Annotated in this window: 14 protein-coding genes, 1 tRNA gene and 1 riboswitch; of the genes, 12 read left to right on the forward strand and 3 right to left on the reverse strand. The window is 71.6% G+C overall.

What is annotated here, in order from left to right; all coding sequences use genetic code 11:
- Positions 1 to 187 precede the first annotated feature (187 nt).
- From topA to AMYTH_RS0131615, 5 genes are all read left to right on the forward strand, one after another.
- The gene (topA, locus tag AMYTH_RS0131595) at positions 188 to 2,950 is read left to right on the forward strand and encodes a type I DNA topoisomerase (RefSeq protein WP_027933602.1); all 2,763 of its coding nucleotides are present in this window, start codon (positions 188 to 190) and stop codon (positions 2,948 to 2,950) included.
- Positions 2,951 to 3,004: 54 nt separating this feature from the next.
- Positions 3,005 to 3,799: a hypothetical protein gene (locus tag AMYTH_RS0131600; protein WP_027933603.1), complete on the forward strand. Its 795-nt coding sequence runs from the start codon at positions 3,005 to 3,007 to the stop codon at positions 3,797 to 3,799.
- Between the two features lie 110 nt (positions 3,800 to 3,909).
- Positions 3,910 to 4,410 (forward strand): hypothetical protein, encoded by a 501-nt coding sequence (locus tag AMYTH_RS0131605; protein WP_228685373.1) that lies wholly within the window; start codon positions 3,910 to 3,912, stop codon positions 4,408 to 4,410.
- A gap of 137 nt (positions 4,411 to 4,547) precedes the next feature.
- The gene (locus tag AMYTH_RS0131610) at positions 4,548 to 6,656 is read left to right on the forward strand and encodes a bifunctional MFS transporter/dTMP kinase (RefSeq protein ID WP_228685036.1); all 2,109 of its coding nucleotides are present in this window, start codon (positions 4,548 to 4,550) and stop codon (positions 6,654 to 6,656) included.
- Entirely contained in the window at positions 6,653 to 7,861 is a 1,209-nt protein-coding gene (locus AMYTH_RS0131615) for a DNA polymerase III subunit delta' (protein ID WP_027933606.1), read from the forward strand. Before AMYTH_RS0131610 ends, AMYTH_RS0131615 begins: the two co-directional genes overlap by 4 nt.
- 55 nt (positions 7,862 to 7,916) lie before the next feature.
- On the opposite strand, the gene AMYTH_RS0131620 is transcribed toward AMYTH_RS0131615, so the two are convergent.
- Complete coding sequence (locus AMYTH_RS0131620; RefSeq protein WP_027933607.1) at positions 7,917 to 9,554, reverse strand: hypothetical protein; 1,638 nt, start codon at positions 9,552 to 9,554, stop codon at positions 7,917 to 7,919.
- Positions 9,555 to 9,669: 115 nt separating this feature from the next.
- On the opposite strand from AMYTH_RS0131620, the gene AMYTH_RS0131625 reads away from it, so the two are divergent.
- Together AMYTH_RS0131625 and AMYTH_RS46050 are read left to right on the forward strand one after the other, a co-directional pair.
- Positions 9,670 to 9,743 (forward strand) — tRNA-Thr (locus AMYTH_RS0131625).
- A 68-nt stretch (positions 9,744 to 9,811) separates the two neighbouring features.
- Positions 9,812 to 10,597, forward strand: coding sequence for a class I SAM-dependent methyltransferase (locus AMYTH_RS46050; RefSeq protein WP_037322826.1), 786 nt, complete (start codon positions 9,812 to 9,814; stop codon positions 10,595 to 10,597).
- On the opposite strand, the gene AMYTH_RS0131635 is transcribed toward AMYTH_RS46050, so the two are convergent.
- Entirely contained in the window at positions 10,514 to 11,203 is a 690-nt protein-coding gene (locus tag AMYTH_RS0131635; protein WP_037322828.1) for a Pr6Pr family membrane protein, read from the reverse strand. The two genes, AMYTH_RS46050 and AMYTH_RS0131635, sit on opposite strands and share 84 nt — an antisense overlap.
- A gap of 171 nt (positions 11,204 to 11,374) precedes the next feature.
- Here AMYTH_RS0131635 and AMYTH_RS0131640 point away from each other — a divergent pair, with 171 nt between their 5' ends.
- From AMYTH_RS0131640 to AMYTH_RS0131655, 4 genes are all read left to right on the forward strand, one after another.
- Positions 11,375 to 11,629, forward strand: a complete 255-nt coding sequence (locus AMYTH_RS0131640; protein ID WP_228685038.1) for a hypothetical protein — start codon at positions 11,375 to 11,377, stop codon at positions 11,627 to 11,629.
- Positions 11,630 to 11,735: 106 nt separating this feature from the next.
- Positions 11,736 to 12,317: a TetR/AcrR family transcriptional regulator gene (locus AMYTH_RS0131645; protein WP_017985448.1), complete on the forward strand. Its 582-nt coding sequence runs from the start codon at positions 11,736 to 11,738 to the stop codon at positions 12,315 to 12,317.
- A gap of 10 nt (positions 12,318 to 12,327) precedes the next feature.
- Positions 12,328 to 12,849, forward strand: a complete 522-nt coding sequence (locus AMYTH_RS0131650) for a gamma carbonic anhydrase family protein (protein WP_027933610.1) — start codon at positions 12,328 to 12,330, stop codon at positions 12,847 to 12,849.
- Between the two features lie 9 nt (positions 12,850 to 12,858).
- Positions 12,859 to 12,944, forward strand: a riboswitch (ZMP/ZTP riboswitch).
- Positions 12,945 to 12,961: 17 nt separating this feature from the next.
- Entirely contained in the window at positions 12,962 to 14,230 is a 1,269-nt protein-coding gene (locus AMYTH_RS0131655) for a serine hydroxymethyltransferase (protein WP_027933611.1), read from the forward strand.
- Between the two features lie 58 nt (positions 14,231 to 14,288).
- On the opposite strand, the gene AMYTH_RS0131660 is transcribed toward AMYTH_RS0131655, so the two are convergent.
- Positions 14,289 to 14,807 carry an inorganic diphosphatase gene (locus AMYTH_RS0131660; RefSeq protein WP_027933612.1) on the reverse strand — a complete coding sequence of 173 codons (519 nt, stop codon included), beginning with the start codon at positions 14,805 to 14,807 and terminating at the stop codon, positions 14,289 to 14,291.
- A gap of 164 nt (positions 14,808 to 14,971) precedes the next feature.
- Between AMYTH_RS0131660 and dacB the strand changes: the two genes are divergently transcribed.
- Positions 14,972 to 16,894, forward strand: a complete 1,923-nt coding sequence (gene dacB / locus AMYTH_RS0131665; RefSeq protein ID WP_027933613.1) for a D-alanyl-D-alanine carboxypeptidase/D-alanyl-D-alanine endopeptidase — start codon at positions 14,972 to 14,974, stop codon at positions 16,892 to 16,894.
- Positions 16,895 to 16,901: the final 7 nt, after the last annotated feature.

Genomic DNA, 16,901 nt, shown 5'->3' on the forward strand with positions numbered 1-16,901 from the left:
GTGTGGCCGGTATCACGTGCTAGGTGTGGAAAGGGGAAGATGACGCACGCCGCGGCCCGTCCCGGCCGGGAAGCGCGGCGGCGTGTTACGTCACCTCGGGGGACATCACCGGCAGGCAACGTGCACACTTGCTGGTTGAACAGGCGCCGCTGCTGCAGCGGCGGGATGGAGCAGGAGAGCGGACAGCGTGGCTGGATCGACGAAGACGAAGAAGGACGACACCGGGGCGAACGGCGCCGGTCGTCGGCGGTTGGTGATCGTCGAGTCGCCCGCCAAGGCCCGCAAGATCGCCTCCTACCTCGGCCCGGGCTACGTCGTGGAGTCCTCGGTCGGGCACATCCGCGACCTGCCGTCGAAGGCGGAGGACGTCCCCGCCAAGTACAAGGGCGAGTCCTGGGCGAAGCTCGGCGTGAACGTCGACCACGACTTCGAGCCGCTCTACGTCGTCTCCGCGGACAAGAAGTCCAAGGTCACCGAGCTGAAGAGCCTGCTGAAGGACGTCGACGAGCTCTTCCTCGCCACCGACCCCGACCGCGAGGGCGAGGCCATCGCCTGGCACCTGCTGGAGACCCTCAAGCCGAAGGTCCCGGTGCGCCGGATGGTCTTCCACGAGGTCACCGAGCAGGCCGTCCGCGCGGCCGCCGAGGACACCCGCGAGCTGGACGGGGACCTCGTCGACGCGCAGGAGACCCGCCGCATCCTGGACCGGCTCTACGGCTACGAGGTCTCGCCGGTGCTGTGGAAGAAGGTCATGCCGCGGCTGTCGGCGGGCCGGGTGCAGTCGGTCGCGACGCGGCTGGTCGTGGAGCGCGAGCGGGAGCGCATCAAGTTCACCTCGGCCTCGTACTGGGACATCTCCGCGACAATGGACGCGGGCGAGGACGCCACCCCGCGCCAGTTCCCGGCGCGCCTGGTGTCGGTCGACGGCGCGCGCCTGGCCACCGGCAAGGACTTCGACGCCTCCGGGCAGCTCAAGGCGAACGCCAAGGACGTCCGGGTGCTCGAGGAGGCGGCGGCGCGTGCGCTGGCCCAGGGCCTGCACCAGCGGGACTTCAAGGTCACCAGCGTCGAGGAGAAGCCGTACACGCGGCGGCCGTACGCGCCGTTCATGACCTCCACGCTGCAGCAGGAGGCCGGCCGGAAGCTGCGCTTCAACGCCGAGACCACGATGCAGATCGCGCAGCGGCTGTACCAGAACGGGTACATCACCTACATGCGTACCGACTCCACGACGCTGTCGGAGTCGGCGCTCGCGGCGGCCCGCAGCCAGGCGACCGAGCTGTACGGCAAGGACCACGTCTCGCCGACGCCGCGGCAGTACACCCGCAAGGTCAAGAATGCCCAGGAGGCCCACGAGGCGATCCGCCCCGCCGGCGAGGTGTTCCGCACGCCCGGCCAGGTCGCCGGTGAGCTGCAGGCCGACGAGTTCCGGCTGTACGAGCTGATCTGGCAGCGCACGATCGCCTCGCAGATGGCCGACGCCAAGGGCACCACGATGTCGGTGCGCATCACCGGCACCGCGAGCACGGGCGAGGAGTGCGTGTTCGCCGCGTCCGGCCGCACGATCACCTTCGCCGGCTTCCTGAAGGCCTACGTGGAGGCGGTGGACGCCGACTCCGGCGCCGAGGCCGACGACAAGCAGAGCCGCCTGCCGCAGCTGGTCAAGGACCAGGCGCTGACCGCGACCGACCTGTCCCCGGACGGGCACGCGACCACGCCGCCGGCGCGCTACAACGAGCCCAGCCTGGTCAGCAAGCTGGAGGAGCTGGGCATCGGCCGCCCGTCGACGTACGCGTCGATCATCAAGACCATCCAGGACCGCGGGTACGTCTGGAAGAAGGGCGCCGCGCTCGTCCCGTCGTGGGTCGCGTTCGCCGTGGTCGGGCTGCTGGAGCGGCACTTCGAGCGGCTGGTCGACTACGACTTCACCGCGGCGATGGAGGACGAGCTCGACCGCATCGCGGCCGGGAACGAGCAGCGCACCCGCTGGCTGTCGCGGTTCTACTTCGGCGGCGAGCAGGGCGTGGACGGCTCCGTCGGGCGCCTCGGCGGGTTGAAGAAGCTGGTCAGCGGCGGGGTCGAGGACATCGACCCGCGCGAGATCAACTCCATCCCGATGTTCGAGGACAACGACGGGCACACCGTGCACGTGCGGGTCGGCCGCTACGGCCCGTACCTGGAGCGCGAGGTCGACGGCAAGCCGCAGCGCGCGAACCTGCCGGAGGACCTGCCGCCGGACGAGCTGACCGTGGAGATCGCGGAGAAGCTGTTCGCGACCCCGCAGGAGGGCCGTGACCTCGGCGTCGACCCGGTCACCCAGCACCGCATCGTCGCCAAGGAGGGCCGGTTCGGCCCGTACGTCACCGAGGTGCTGCCGGAGCCCGAGGAGACGGAGGGCAAGAAGACCAGCAAGGCGAAGAAGCCGAAGCCGCGCACCGGTTCGCTGTTCCAGTCGATGTCGATCGAGACGGTGACGCTGGAGGACGCGCTCAAGCTGCTGTCGCTGCCGCGGGTGGTCGGCAAGGACCCGGAGACCGGTGAGGAGATCACCGCGCAGAACGGGCGCTACGGGCCGTACCTGAAGAAGGGCACGGACTCGCGGTCGCTGTCGAGCGAGGACCAGATCTTCTCGATCACGCTCGACGAGGCGCTGAAGATCTACGCGGAGCCGAAGCAGCGTGGCCGCCGGGGCGCCGCGAAGCCGCCGCTGAAGGAGCTGGGCGAGGACCCGGTGTCCAAGAAGCCGATGGTGGTCAAGGACGGCCGGTTCGGCCCGTACGTCACCGACGGGGAGTACAACGCGACCCTGCGCAAGGGCGACAGCATCGAAGGGCTGACCCCGGAGCGGGCGTCCGAGCTGCTCGCCGAGAAGCGCGCGAAGGGCCCGGCGCCGAAGAAGAAGGCGCCGGCGCGCAAGGCCCCGGCGAAGAAGGCGGCCGCGAAGAAGTAGGCCTCGAACAGCAGTTCGACCGAAACTGTCGTACCCCGCGTGCACACTGCCCCCGTGACGACGATCGACGAACTGCTGACCGAGGCCGCCCGGCCGGTGCTGGACGCCGTGCCGGAGCGCGCGAGCACCTGGGACCTGTACGCGCCGTACGCGACGGACGACGACGTCGAGCGGATCCGGTACCCGCTGAGCCGATCGGACGACCCGGCCGACCTGGTCGCCGAGGCCGAGGAGCACAACGCCTGGATGGCGCAGCTGCGGGACTCGCCGTTCGTCGAGGGCGGCGACCTGACGGACGACGCGATGCGGGCGTTCGCGCTGATGTTGCGCGGTCCGATCCGGATGGTGCTCACCGGCGTGCACAGCGGGCTCGCCGGGCCGCTCGACGTGCGGGTCTACGCCGACACGGCCGCCGGGGTGCTGTGGAGCTGGCGGCCGGACAGCACGCAGGTCGGCGGCTGGGGCTACCGCGAGCTGCGCACCCTGTTCGACCGGGTGGTCGGGTTCGTGCCCGAGCAGCGCCGCGGCCGGTTCGGTTCGGTGATGCTGCAGGCGGGCCCCTCCGGTGAGCTGGCCGGGCGGGACGCCGAGCAGGCGGCGCGGGTGCGGGAGTTCCTGCGGCGGCCGCGCACCGGCACGACGGTGGTCGACCTGATGGCGTTCGACCGGCGCTGCGCGCAGTTCCCGCGGCTCGGCTACGTGGTGGTGGACAACGACCTGGGGCGACACGTCCTGGCCACGGTCACCGAACCGGGCGAGGGCACGCAGCTGTTCCTGGTCCCGTCCGACCGCGACCGGCTCGCCCAGTGGATGACCGACGCGGTCGAGGCGGCGATGACCTGTGCCTGAACTTCCGGTTGCGGACAGTGATCACGGCGTTGCCCGGATGGGCGCGTGCGCATCGCGAAAAGCCAACTACGCTGGGGCGAGGTGTTTCCGATCGCACGGGAGTGGTCACCATGGGTCCGGCCAAGGACGACGGTCGGTTCGGCGACGGCACGCAGTCCGGCCTGCCACCGCTGACGTTCGGCGACGCCGTCTCGGGGTCGGTCGACGACGAAGAGGGCTACCAGCCGTTGAAGGTGGCCAAGCCGGTCGAGCCGGACCCCGAGAAGGTCCGCGAGATGATCGAGGCCATGTCGGACAAGCCGGCGGCCCCGGCCGAGACGCCGGTGGACGACACGCCGCCCGCGGCTCCCGCCCCGGCGGTCCCGCCCGCGCCGCCACTGGGCATCCTGCCGCGTCAGCGCACGTGGACCGGGCGTCAGCGGATCGGTTCGTGGTCCAAGCCGTCGTTCCGCCTGCCGCGGCCGGGCCAGGGCGGCTCGGTCCGCAGGGCGAAACCGTCCAGCGGGTCCGCGGCGTTCCTCGTCGCGATCTTGTTGATGGTCGTGTTCGGCGTGCTCGCGATCCAGTTCCTGTCCAGCTTGATCGACACCCTGAGCGGCATCTTCGAATAGTCCGCGACGGGACGATCTTCGCGTTTCGGACGTCTACCGCCCACCACGACGGGCACTCTCAGATCGGCAGAGCTACCCTGGCCCCACGGTTGGGGGATGCCGTTGTGTCGCGCGAGGGGTTCCCCAGCGCCACGGGAATGAGTGGGGTGGGTCCGATCAGCGAGGTCGTGCACGTGGAACCCGGCGCAGGAAGTGAGGCGCCGGCAGGGCGTGACGCCTCGACGATCCACCGGGCCCGGCGGGTCCTGGCGATCCGGCCGTTCCGGCGGCTGTGGGGCGTCACCTACCTGTGCAGCGTCGCGGACTGGCTCACCATCCTGGGTTTGACCAGCCTCGCGACCCAGCTGACCACGAACTACACCGCGCAGAACTTCGCCTTCACCGGCGTCCTGCTCTCCGCGCTGCTGCCCGGCCTGATCTTCGCCCCGCTCGGCGGGCTGCTCGCCGACCGCTTCGACCGGCGCAAGGTCATGTTCGTCGCCGACCTGTTCCGCTGCGGCTTCCTGCTGTCGGTGGCGTTCGTCGGCACGTCCTGGTGGCTCTACATCGCGAACTTCCTGGCCAGCGCGAGCGCGATGATGTGGATCCCGTCCAAGGAGGCGGCGGTCCCGAACCTGCTCAAGCGCCCGGACCAGGTGGAGACGGCCAACCAGCTCGGCCTGGTGATGACGTACGGCCTCGCCACGGTCACCGCGGGCGGCCTCTACGCCGTGGTGACCCGGATCGCGGCCTCGGTCGGCCTTCCGTCCGGGTTCTTCGGCGAGCTCGGCGTCGCCAAGGTCATCGTCGTGCTCATCGCGCTGCTCTACCTGGCCAGCGCGATCCTGGTGCTGACCCGCATCCCGGAGTTGTCGATCCGCAAGCCGCGGATGGCCGAGATCTCGCACGAGCAGGCCGAGAAGGCCGCGAAGCCGATCGCGGAGGCGGACAAGCCCGGGCTGGGCGCCCTGATCAAGGACGCGGGCAAGTACGTGCGGAGCACACCGCTGGTCCGCGGCCTGCTCATCGGCGCGGCCGGCGCGTTCGCCGCGGGCGGCGCGGTGGTCGGGTCGGCCAAGCCGTACTCGTCGAGCCTGCTGGCGGGCGACTCCGCGTGGGGCCTGCTGGTCGTGGCCGTGTTCATCGGGCTGGCGACCGGTATGGGGGGCGCGCCGAAGCTGGCCCGGCGGTTGCCGCACGACCGGCTCTTCGGCATCTCGATCGTGCTCGCCGGGCTGGCGCTGATCCTGGTGGCGCTGTCGCCGCACCTGACCGTGTCGCTGATCGCGGTCGCGATCGTCGGCGCGTGTGCCGGCGCCGCGTTCCTGACCGGCGTGACGATCATCGGTTCGCAGGTCGACGACGCGATCCGCGGCCGGATCAACGCGATCTACCAGTCGATGATGAAGATCATCGTGTTCGGGTCGGTCTCGCTGGTGCCGCTGCTGATCGGCCTGACGAAGCCGCGGACGATCACGGTCTGGGGCAACCCGATCATCATCGACGGCACCCGCCCGGTGATGCTCGGCGGCGGCGCCCTCGCCGCGGTCGTCGGCATCGTCGCCTACCGGCAGATGGACTCGCGCCGGTCCGAGCCGATCATGGCCGACCTGCGCAACGCGATCCGGCGCCGCCCGCGCCGCGTGAACGGCCTGCTCATCGCGCTGGAGGGCACCACGGCCGCGGACACCGCCGTGCAGGCGTCGAAGCTCGCCGAGTGGCTGCGGTCGGCCAGTCCGCGCCCGGTGGTGCTGGCCGCGGACCCGGCGCTGGACGACGAGCGGCTCGCCGCGCTCATCGGCAACGCGTCGCTGTCCGGGGCGCGGGCGCAGGCCCTCGCGGCCGCCGCGGTGCGTGCCGACATCGTGGAGCGCAACGTCAACCCGGCGCTGGACGGCGGCGCGATCGTGGTGATGGAACGCTTCGTCGACTCGCCGCTCGCGCACCTGTCCGCCGTCGCCGGGCTGGACGCCAAGGAGCTGGAGGGGCTCGCCGACTGGGCCACCGGCCGCCTCCGGCCGGACGTGACCGTGCTGCTGGACGCCGACCCCGGCGCGAACGCGCCCGGCCCGATCTCGGTCGAGGACCAGTGGCGCGTGCAGAACCTGCTCAGCGAGATGGCCGCCGCCGACCCCGACCACTACGTGGTGGTGGACGCCGACGGGCCCGCGGAGGAGGTCGGCGACCGGGTGCGCACCGCGGTCACCGCCGTGCTCGCCCAGCGCAAGCTCGGACTGGTGCCGCTGGCCGAGGTGGAGGCCAGGTGACCGCTGTCGTCGCGCCGGCCGGGGTGTGGGGCCAGCTGGTCGGGCAGGACCACGCCGTCGACGTGCTGTCCGCGGCAGCGCGGGCGGCGGCGCAGATCGTCGCGGGTGAGCCCGCGCCACCGGGGGCGATGACGCACGCCTGGCTGCTCACCGGCCCGCCCGGCTCCGGCCGGTCGGTGGCGGCGCGCGCGTTCGCCGCGGCCCTGCAGTGCATCACCGGCACCGGCTGCGGCCAGTGCCCCGGCTGCCGCACCGCGATGCACGGCACGCACGCCGACGTGCGCCTGGTCATTCCGGAGGGCCTCTCGATCTCGGTCGCGGAGATGCGTGCGCTGGTCCAGGCCGCGGCGCGCCGCCCGACGACCGGGCAGTGGCAGGTCGTGATCATCGAGGACGCCGACCGGTTGACGGAGGGCGCGTCGAACGCCCTGCTCAAGGCGGTCGAAGAGCCGCCGGAGCGGACGGTGTTCCTGCTGTGCGCGCCGTCGGACCACCCCGAGGACATCTCGGTCACGATCCGTTCCCGGTGCCGTCTGGTGACGCTGCGGACGCCGGCCGCGGAGGCGATCGCCCGCGTGCTGGTCGACCGGGACGGCGTCGATCCGGAGCTGGCCGAATGGGCGGCGTCGGTGTGCGGCGGTCACGTCGGCCGCGCGCGGCGCCTGGCCACGGACGACAACGCCCGCAAGCGCCGGGCCGCGGTGCTGCGGATCCCGCTTGGCCTGTCGCGCCCCGGTGACGTGTTCCGCTGCGCCGACGACCTGATCGCCGCCGCCGAAGCGGACGCGACCGAGGAGAGCAAGGAACGCGACGAGGCCGAGAAGGCGGAGCTGCGCAACGCGATGGGCGGTGACGCGACCGGCAAGGGCGTCGCCGGCGCCAAGCGCGCGGCCGAAGCGGCGGTCAAGCAGCTGGAGAAGCGCCAGAAGTCCCGGGCGACCCGCACCCAGCGCGACACGCTGGACCTCGCGCTGGTCGACCTCGCGGGCTTCTACCGGGACGTGCTGGTGGCGGTCAGCGGCGCCGACGCCCGCTACAACCACCCCGACCACGCCCAGGACATCGAGCAGGCCGCCCGCCAGTGGACGGCGGAGTCGACGCTGAAGCGCCTGGAAGCGGTGCTGGCCTGCCGCGAAGCGATCCTGTGGAACGTCAAGCCGCGGATCGCGGTGGAGGCGATGCTGACGGCCCTGCGCCACGGCTGACGGACGCGTGAAGAAGGGGCGGCGCCGGTTGCGGCACCGCCCCTTCCTCAGTACGTCAGTCCCGTGGCCGCGGTGACGGCTTCACCGGCACCGCCTTCAACCGCTTCCGGGCCGGGAACGCCGCGACGAGCACGACCCCGAGCAGCAGCATCGCCGTGCCGGTCCAGAACATCGGCACCGCCGAGTAGGCGCCGGCCGTGTAGGCGAGCTTCTGCGGCCCGGCCGGGGGAGCCGCGTTGCCCGGCGGCGGCGTGGTCGTCGTCCCGCACACGACACCGCCCTCGGGCGCGTACGCCCGCCCGATCTGCTCGCCGAGGGACAGCTGCGCCAGCGACGACGGCAGTGCGTCGCTGCCGGCCGGGAGCAGGTCCTTCAGCCCGGCGGTCGGCAGGATCTGCAGGTCCAGCAGCCGGGCGGAGGCGCCCAGCTGGTAGCCCTTGAACGGGTCGGTGAGGTTCTGGCCCTTCTGGGTCAGCTCGGCGATGCTCAGCCGCAGGACGCCGAGGTCGAGCACCTTGCCCGCGGTGTCCGAGACCTGCTGCAGGCCCTTCTGCGCGGTGGCGACCAGGCCGCCGACCACCGGCAGGTCCTCCAGCGGGCCGAACTGCTGGGACAGGCCGGACAGCGGCAGTCCGATCGGGATGTCCTTCGTCGGGTTGGTCGCGTCGAGCGTGTAGAGCACCTTGCCCTGCCGCTCGATCGTGATCACCGGCGCCGTGTACTCGACCTTCGAGGTCTTCTCGTCGCCGGTCGAGGTGACCTTCAGGGTCGGCTGGCTGACGACCTTCAGCGTCAGCTCCAGCGGGGTGCCCTTGAGGATCTCGATGTCCGCGGCCTGCAGCGTGGAGACCGACTGGACCGCCTTGTTCGGCGAACCGGGGATGTCGACCAGCTGCACCACCGACCGCGACGACAGCGTGTTCGGCAGGCTGAGCACGGAGTTCGTGCCGTCGGCCTTGGTCTGGTTGCCGCCGCTGAGCAGGCCGCCGAGGGTCTGCAGGCCCTGCGCCGGGTCGAAACCGTCGGCCAGCTGCACGTTCTGCAGGTCGAGGCCGTCGATCGGCAGGTTGGGCAGTGACGGGATGGCGTTGAGCAGCGACAGGCTCGCCAGGGAGGTGCTGGCGTCGGCGATGGTGCCGACGCACGGGCCGAGCGTCGGGCTGTAGCGGGCGTGCACCTTGCCGTTCAGCAGGCCGACGTTGAGCAGCGGGTTCTCCGGCGCGTTGAGGCCGCCGGTGAGCGGCTTCTCGTTGTCCGGCAGCGCGGTCTGCACGAGGCTGCCCGGCGCCTGCGGCGCGTTCCCGCCGATCGCGAGCCCGAGCGGGGAGGACTGGGCGATCGACTTCTCGTAGCTGAGCAGCGCCTCGGAGTTCGCCTGCGCGCTGGACAGGCCCATCCCGGCTTCGAGCGCCGACTGCTTGGGCAGCTGCTCGCCGTAGCCGGGCAGGATCGTGCTGGTCGGGACCGAGTTCGGCAGCAGGCGCAGCACACCGAGCGCGGCGGCCGCGTCGGCGACCGCGTGGCCTAGTGGCTGCGGACCCTCCTGGCCGACGAACGGTGGCTGCCCCGGGTTGGCCGGCTGCGGGGTCGGGGTGGTGGGGATCGTGCTCTGCGCCACGGCGGGCGTGGCCGACAGGACGAGCACGGCCGCGGCGACCGGCAGCGCCAGCGCGCGAGGCATGCGTCGACGCATGTGGAAGGTCCTCCCAGTACGACCGGGCCGATCTTCGAGTGACCGGCGTCGCACAGCCTAACGACGCGGGGGGTGCTGAAGTGACGCGAACGGGGCCGCTACACTAGTTCGTGTTGCCGCCTTAGCTCAGTCGGCCAGAGCGGCTCACTCGTAATGAGCAGGTCAGGGGTTCGATTCCCCTAGGCGGCTCCGGCAACGGTCGGGGGCTCTCCACTCGGAGGGCCCCCGACGTCGTTTCCGGCCTAGGCTCTCCGGCCATGGCCCGCCGCTCCGAGACGATCAGTCCGACCGCCCACTACACCGGCTTCGTGTGGGTGCGCAGCGGGCTCTCCGACCCCGCCTTCGCCACCGCCGAGGGACGCGTCCTGCACGGGCTGCTGCGGCCGCTGATGGCAGCCAGCGGCGCGCTGGGCGGGCCGACGCTCGACGGCTTCCTGCTGGCCCGGCACCGCCTGATCGACCGGCTCCTCACCGACGCCGTCGAGCGCGACGGGATCACCCAGGTCGTCGAGATCGCGGCCGGGCTGTCCGCCCGCGGCTGGCGCTTCACCCGCCGCCACCCCGGCCTCATCTACCTCGAAGCGGACCTGCCGGACATGGCCGAGCGCAAACGCCGCACCCTGCGTGGCGCGCTTCCGACCGGGCCCGGGCACCGCGTGGCCGAACTGGACGTCCTCGACGAGACCGGTCTGGACCGGCTGGTGGCCGACCTCGACCCGGCCCGCGGGCTGGTGATCGTCACCGAAGGGCTGGTCAACTACTTCGACGAGCCGGCGGTGCGGGCGATGTGGGCGCGCTTCGCCAGGGCGCTGGGCCGGTTCGAGCGCGGCCGGTACCTGTCCGACCTGCACCTGGCCACTTCCGACTTCGCGGTGCGGGCGTTCGTCCGGGCGCTGTCGGCGTTCGTGCGCGGGCAGGTGCACCTGCACTTCACGGGTGCGGCCGAGGCGGAGGCGGCGCTACTCGCGGCCGGATTCGGCCGGGCGGTGCTGCACGTCCCGCCGGAGACGGGGCTCGTCCGGGTCGTCGAGGCCACGCCCTAGCAGCCGGTCGAGCAGCATCGCGCCGAACGCGAGCGCGAGGAACAGCACCGCGATCACCAGGCAGTTCACCGCCACCCGCCCGTACCCGAGCGCGGTCACGTCGATGAACGGGTACGGGTAGAAGCCGTCGACCGCGCCGCGGACCAGCGTGAACGCCACCCACGCGACCGGGTAGACCACCGACCAGCCGATGATCCGCGGGGTGACCGCGCGGCGCGGCCCGAACAGCAGCCACCCGAGCACCCCGAGCAGCGGGGACGCGGTGTGCAACAGGAAGTCGGCCACCCACGCCCAACCGGTGAGGTCCTGAAGGTCGGCCAGCACGAGGTGGAACACGATGCCGGTGATCGCGATCGCGAGCACGCCGTCCAGCCGCAGGGTGCGGAACACTGTGGACGTCCGCAGTGGACGGATCGCCAGCAGCAGACTCGTGAATCCCACGATCAGGTTGGACTGGATCGTGAAGTAGGCGAACACGTTGGCCATCCGCGCGGCCGCGGACTCGTAGCGGCCGCCCATCACGCCCGAGGTGACGAACAGCTGTGTGACCACGCCGGTCAGCACCACCAGGGCGTGCAGCCCGAACCAGACGCGAGCGATCCTCATGCTCGCAACGTAACCGCTCCGGCACTTCCGGTGACGCTCGACACACCGGCGGCCGCGAATAGTCCCGGCGATCACCGGCAAGCCACCCGGTGAGGCCGAAAACGGCTTCGCGCAAGGAGAAAACGCCTCATCTACCGCTCGTCGGTAGAGAAAGGACGATCGAGAATGCGCATGATCACTCGCACTGTCGCCGCCGGCGCCATCGCCCTGCCGCTGACGCTCGGGGCCGCCGGGATCGCCTCCGCGGACACCGTCGAGGAGCACGAGGGTGTCGCCTACCAGCAGGTGTCGGCGACGGCGGGCCCGGACGGCGCGTCGTACAGCGCCACCGCCGCGGCCGCCGAGGAAGGCACGCACGCCGACCACGACGGCACGTACGCCGACCAGGACGATGACGGCGGTCTGCTGGACATCCTGGGTCTGTGACGCGCACCCGTCCGGACGGCCCCCGGGACGAGCACCCGGGGGCCGTTCAGGACAGCGGTCCCGAAGGTTAGGCTGGGCGTCCTCGTCGTTCCAGGAGGACACCGCAGTGACCGTCACCCCGCCGGGGCAGCGCGAGCGGCTTTCGCCGAACCAGCTCGCCAAGCAGGAGCAGATCGTCGAAGCCGCCCGGCAGGTGCTGGCCAGGGACGGGCTCGCCGGGTGCACCGCCCGCGCCATCGCCGACGCGAGCCCGCTCACCAAGAGCGCGATCCACTACTACTTCAGCGACACCGACGTGCTCGTCGACCGCGCGATGGCCGCGCACGTCACGACGTTCCTCGACGACCTCCGCGGGGTGGCCGCCCGCCACGACGACCCGCGGGACAAGCTGTGGGCGGTCCTGGAGGCCTACCTCGACGCCTTCACCGAGCGCCCCAACTCCGCGTTCCTCTGGTTCGAGTACTGGATCGCCGTCAGCAGGGCCGACCACCCGGAGGCGATCGAGGCGATGCTCCGGTCGGTCACCGAACTGCTCACCGAACTGCTGGCGGACGTCGGCGTCATCGACCCGCGGGCCCGCGCCCGTGCCCTGATGTCCTACCTGCTCGGCGCGGTCGTGCAGCAGCGCGTCCGGCGGCGCCCGTTCGCCACCCTCCGTGAGGAGATCGAGTCGCTCTGCCTGCCCTAAGGTTCCGGGTATGCCTCTGTTCTCCTTCGAGGGCGTGAGCCCCACCGTGCACCCGGACGCCTGGATCGCGCCCACCGCGACCCTGATCGGCGACGTCGTGATCGAAAAGGACGTCTCCATCTGGTACGGCGCGGTGCTCCGGGCCGACTTCGGCAAGATCATCGTGCGCGAGGGCGCCAACATCCAGGACAACTCCGTGGTCCACGTGAACACCGGCGTGTGCGAGATCGGCCGCAACGTCACCGTCGGCCACATGTGCCTCGTGCACGACTGCACGGTCGGCGAGCAGGCCCTGATCGGCAACGGCTCGACCGTGCTGGACCAGTCGGTGATCGGCGAGCGCGCGCTGATCGCCGCCGGCTCCACGGTCACGCCCGGCACCCAGGTGCCGCCGGAGGTCATCGCGATGGGCAGCCCGGCCAAGAAGTTCGTGCCGCTGACCGACTCCGCGAGAGGCTGGGTCGACCACAACGCGGCCATCTACCAGCAGCTCGCGCGGCGGCACGCGGAAGGTGTCGCACCCGTCGACTAAGCTGGGCGCACAGCAACTTGCGACTGGCGCCGTAGAGGTGGAGCACCACCGGGAAGCGACCGACGAGGCCGGCACCGCGCGCCTGGGTGTGGCCAGTGTCAGGAGTAGGAAGATGACGCACCAGCCAGCCATCCCCGAGCTCACCGCTGCCGACCCGCAGATCGCCGGACTCGTCGAGGACGAGGCGCGCCGCCAGGCGGAGAAAATCCGCCTCATCGCCTCCGAGAACTACGTCTCCCAGGCGGTGCTGGAGGCCACCGGCTCCGTCCTCACCAACAAGTACTCCGAGGGCTACGCGGGCAAGCGGTACTACGAGGGCCAGCAGTTCATCGACCAGGTCGAGCGGCTCGCGATCGAGCGCGCCAAGGCGCTGTTCGGCGTCGACCACGCCAACGTGCAGCCGTACTCGGGCTCGCCCGCGAACCTGGCCGCCTACCTCGCGTTCGCCAGCCCCGGCGACACGGTGATGGGCATGGCGCTGCCCGACGGCGGCCACCTCACCCACGGCTGGTCGGTGTCGGCCACCGGCAAGTGGTTCAACCCGGTCCGCTACGGCGTGCGCAAGGAGACCGGCCGCGTCGACCTCGACCAGGTCCGCGAGCTGGCGCTGGAGCACCGCCCGAAGCTGATCTTCGCCGGTGGCACCGCGATCCCGCGCACCATCGACTTCCCGGCCTTCGCGGAGATCGCGAAGGAGGTCGGCGCCGTGCTGGTGGCCGACATCGCGCACATCGCCGGCCTGGTCGCCGGTGGCGCGCACCCGTCGCCGGTCGGCCACGCGCCGGTCATCACCACCACCACGCACAAGACCCTGCGCGGCCCGCGCGGCGCGATGATCATGACCGACGCCGACCACGCGAAGGCCATCGACAAGGCCGTGTTCCCCGGTCTGCAGGGCGGCCCGCACAACCACACGACGGCCGCCATCGCCGTCGCGCTGGGCGAGGCGGCCAAGCCGGAGTTCCGCGACTACGCCCACGCGATCGTGGCGAACGCCAAGGCGCTGGCCGAGGCCCTGATCGAGCGCGGCTTCGATCTGGTGTCCGGCGGCACCGACAACCACCTGCTGCTGGTCGACCTGACCAGCAAGCAGATCGGTGGCAAGCCGGCCGCGCAGGCGCTGGACCGCGCCGGCATCGAGCTGAACTACAACACGGTGCCGTTCGACCCGCGCAAGCCGTTCGACCCCTCCGGCATCCGGCTGGGCACCGCGGCCATCACCACCCGCGGGCTCACGCCGGAGCACCAGCCGCAGATCGCCGAGTGGATCGACCGCTCGATCGCCGCGGCCGCCGCGAACGACGAGGACGCGATCAACAAGATCGCCGGCGAGGTCCGCGACCTCCTGGCCGCGTACCCGATCCCCGGCTACCGGGCCTGAGCACAAACGAAAGCGCCCCTTCCCCGTGCGGGGAAGGGGCGCTTTCGTTTGTCCGCACTCAGTGGTGCTCGCCGCCCTCGGCGGCCTCCTTCGCGAGCCGGTCGATCTCACGCTGGTAGGAGCGCTTGATCTCGGCCTCCGCCTCGGCGCGGCCCACCCACTGCGAGCCCTCGACGCTCTTGGCCGGCTCCAGGTCCTTGTAGACCTGGAAGAAGTGCTCGATCTCCAGCTTGTGGAACTCGTTCAGGTGGTGGATGTCGCGCAGGTGCTCCAGCCGCGGGTCGTCGGACGGCACCGCGAGGACCTTGTCGTCCGGCCCCTTCTCGTCCGTCATCCGGAACATGCCGATCGCGCGGCAGCGGATCAGGCAGCCCGGGAACGTCGGCTCCTGGACGAGCACCAGCACGTCGAGCGGGTCGCCGTCCTGCCCAAGGGTGTCGTCGATGAAGCCGTAGTCGGCCGGGTACTGGGTGGCCGTGAACAGGGTCCGGTCCAGGCGGATGCGACCGGTCTTGTGGTCCACCTCGTACTTGTTGCGCTCCCCCTTGGGGATTTCGATCGTGGCGTCGAACTCCACGGCGTCCTCGCTGACCTCGTCTTTTCCCGCCGGTACCGGCGGCTTACGGTTTCGCTAACTTGTTCTCACTAGTGTGGACCACGCGCCGTTGGGAAGTCGCACCGATGTCGTCTTGACAACAGTGAGTTTGCCCGCGGTGTGTCGCCGGTCTGGAGGAGGGGTGCGTGCCGAGCAACGAACAGCCAGAGTGGCCGTCCGAAGACACCGACGTCAGCAGCGGGGAGAGTTCCGCTGACGGCGGCGCCACGGCCCAGCTGCCCGTGCCCGGCAAGGTTTCCCTGCCCGAATCGCCGACGTTGTTCGTGCCTGCCGAGCGGGACGCGGAGAAGACGCAGTTCATCCCGGCGGCCAAGCCGGACGCGGAAAGCACGCAGGTCATCGACCTGCGGCAGGTGCCGGAGCAGGAGACCGAGCCGCACCAGGTCCCGCGGCCGCAGCCGCAGCAGTCCGCCGAGCCGGCCCAGCCCCGGCCGCAGCCCGCCCAACCAGCGCAGCAGCCGCAGCAGCCCGCCCAGCAGCAGCCTGCCGAACCGGCGCAGTCCCGGCCGCAGCCCGCGCCGAACCAGGAGCCGTCGCAGCCGGTGCCGCCCGCGGCCGTCCCGCCGGTGCAGCCGATGCGCATCGAGCCCAGCGGCGAAATTCACCCCGCGGAGGCGACCACCGGGGATGAGAAACCGCCCGCCGAACCCGAGCCGGAGCCGAAGCGCCGCCGCAAGGGCGTGCTGATCAGCAGCATCGTGGCGCTGGTGCTGGTCATCGCGGTGGGCGCCGCGTTGGCCACGCCGTACGTCTCCAACCGGCTCGGCCTGCCGTGGGCGCCGAACCTGCCCAAGGGCGACAGCCCGGAGCCGGTGCCGGTGGCCCTCTCGCTGAAGGCGCCCAGCGCGTCGGCGCCGGAACCGACGTCGTCCGGGGTGTCCTCGGCGCTGGCCGGCCCGGCCGCGAATGCCGCGCTGGGCACGCTCACCGGCGCCGTGATCGACCCGGCGACCGGCGAACTGCTGTGGGACCGCAACTCCGGCCAGTTCCGCACCCCGGCGTCCACCACCAAACTGCTGACCACCTCCGCGGCGTTGCTCGCGATGGACCCGGGCACGCAGCTGAGCACGAAGGTCGTGCAGGGCTCTTCGCCGGACACCGCTGTCATCGTCGCGGGCGGGGACATCACGTTGTCCTCGTTGCCCGCCGGGCAGCAGTCGGTGTACGCCGGCGCCGCCCACCTCGACGACCTCGTCGCCCAGGTCAAGCAGGCCAGCGGCGGCACGATCAAGAAGGTCCAGATCGACACCTCGATCTGGTCCGGCGCGCAGACCGCGCCGGGCTGGGCGCCCGACGACGCCCCGATCTACACCGCCGCGATGACCCCGGTGATGCTCGACGGCGGCCTCACCGACCCGACGAACGACCACTCGGTGCGGGTCGCGCAGCCGGCGAACACCGTGCTGCAGACGTTCGCGCAGCGCCTCGGCGCGACCGCGTCCGGCCAGGCGACGGCGCCGCAGGACGCGAAGGTGCTCGGCGAGGTGAAGTCCGCGCCGCTGAGCGAACTGATCGCGCACGCGCTGGAGGCCTCGGACAACACGCTCGCGGACGCGATCGGCCGGATGACGGCCGTCGCGACCGGCGCCGACGCGTCGTTCGCCGGCGCCGCGCAGGCGACCCTGTCCGTGCTGTCGCAGAACGGGTTCGACGTCTCGCAGGTCAAGCTGAGCGACAACAGCGGACTGTCCCCGCAGAACAGCGTCCCGGCGAAGCTGCTCGCGCAGGTGCTGGCCGTCGCCGCGGGACCGGACGGGAAGGACCCGCGCACCGCGAAGCTGCGCCCGATGCTGGCCGGGCTGCCGGTGGCAGGCGGCAGCGGCACCCTCGCCGACCGCTACGAAGCCCCGAACTCCCGGTCCGGCAAGGGGTGGGTCCGCGCCAAGACGGGCACTCTGTCCGGCGTCCACACGTTGGCAGGGGTAGTGCTGGACGAGGACGGCCGGGTCCTGGTGTTCGCGTTGATGTCCGACGGCGCCGACCAGGACCCCGCGCGGGCGGCACTGGACGTCGTCGCGGCCTCGCTGAGGGGCTGTGGTTGCCGATAGCTTCGGG

It is taken from the genome of Amycolatopsis thermoflava N1165 (genome assembly GCF_000473265.1).
Taxonomy (GTDB): Bacteria; Actinomycetota; Actinomycetes; order Mycobacteriales; family Pseudonocardiaceae; genus Amycolatopsis_E; species Amycolatopsis_E thermoflava.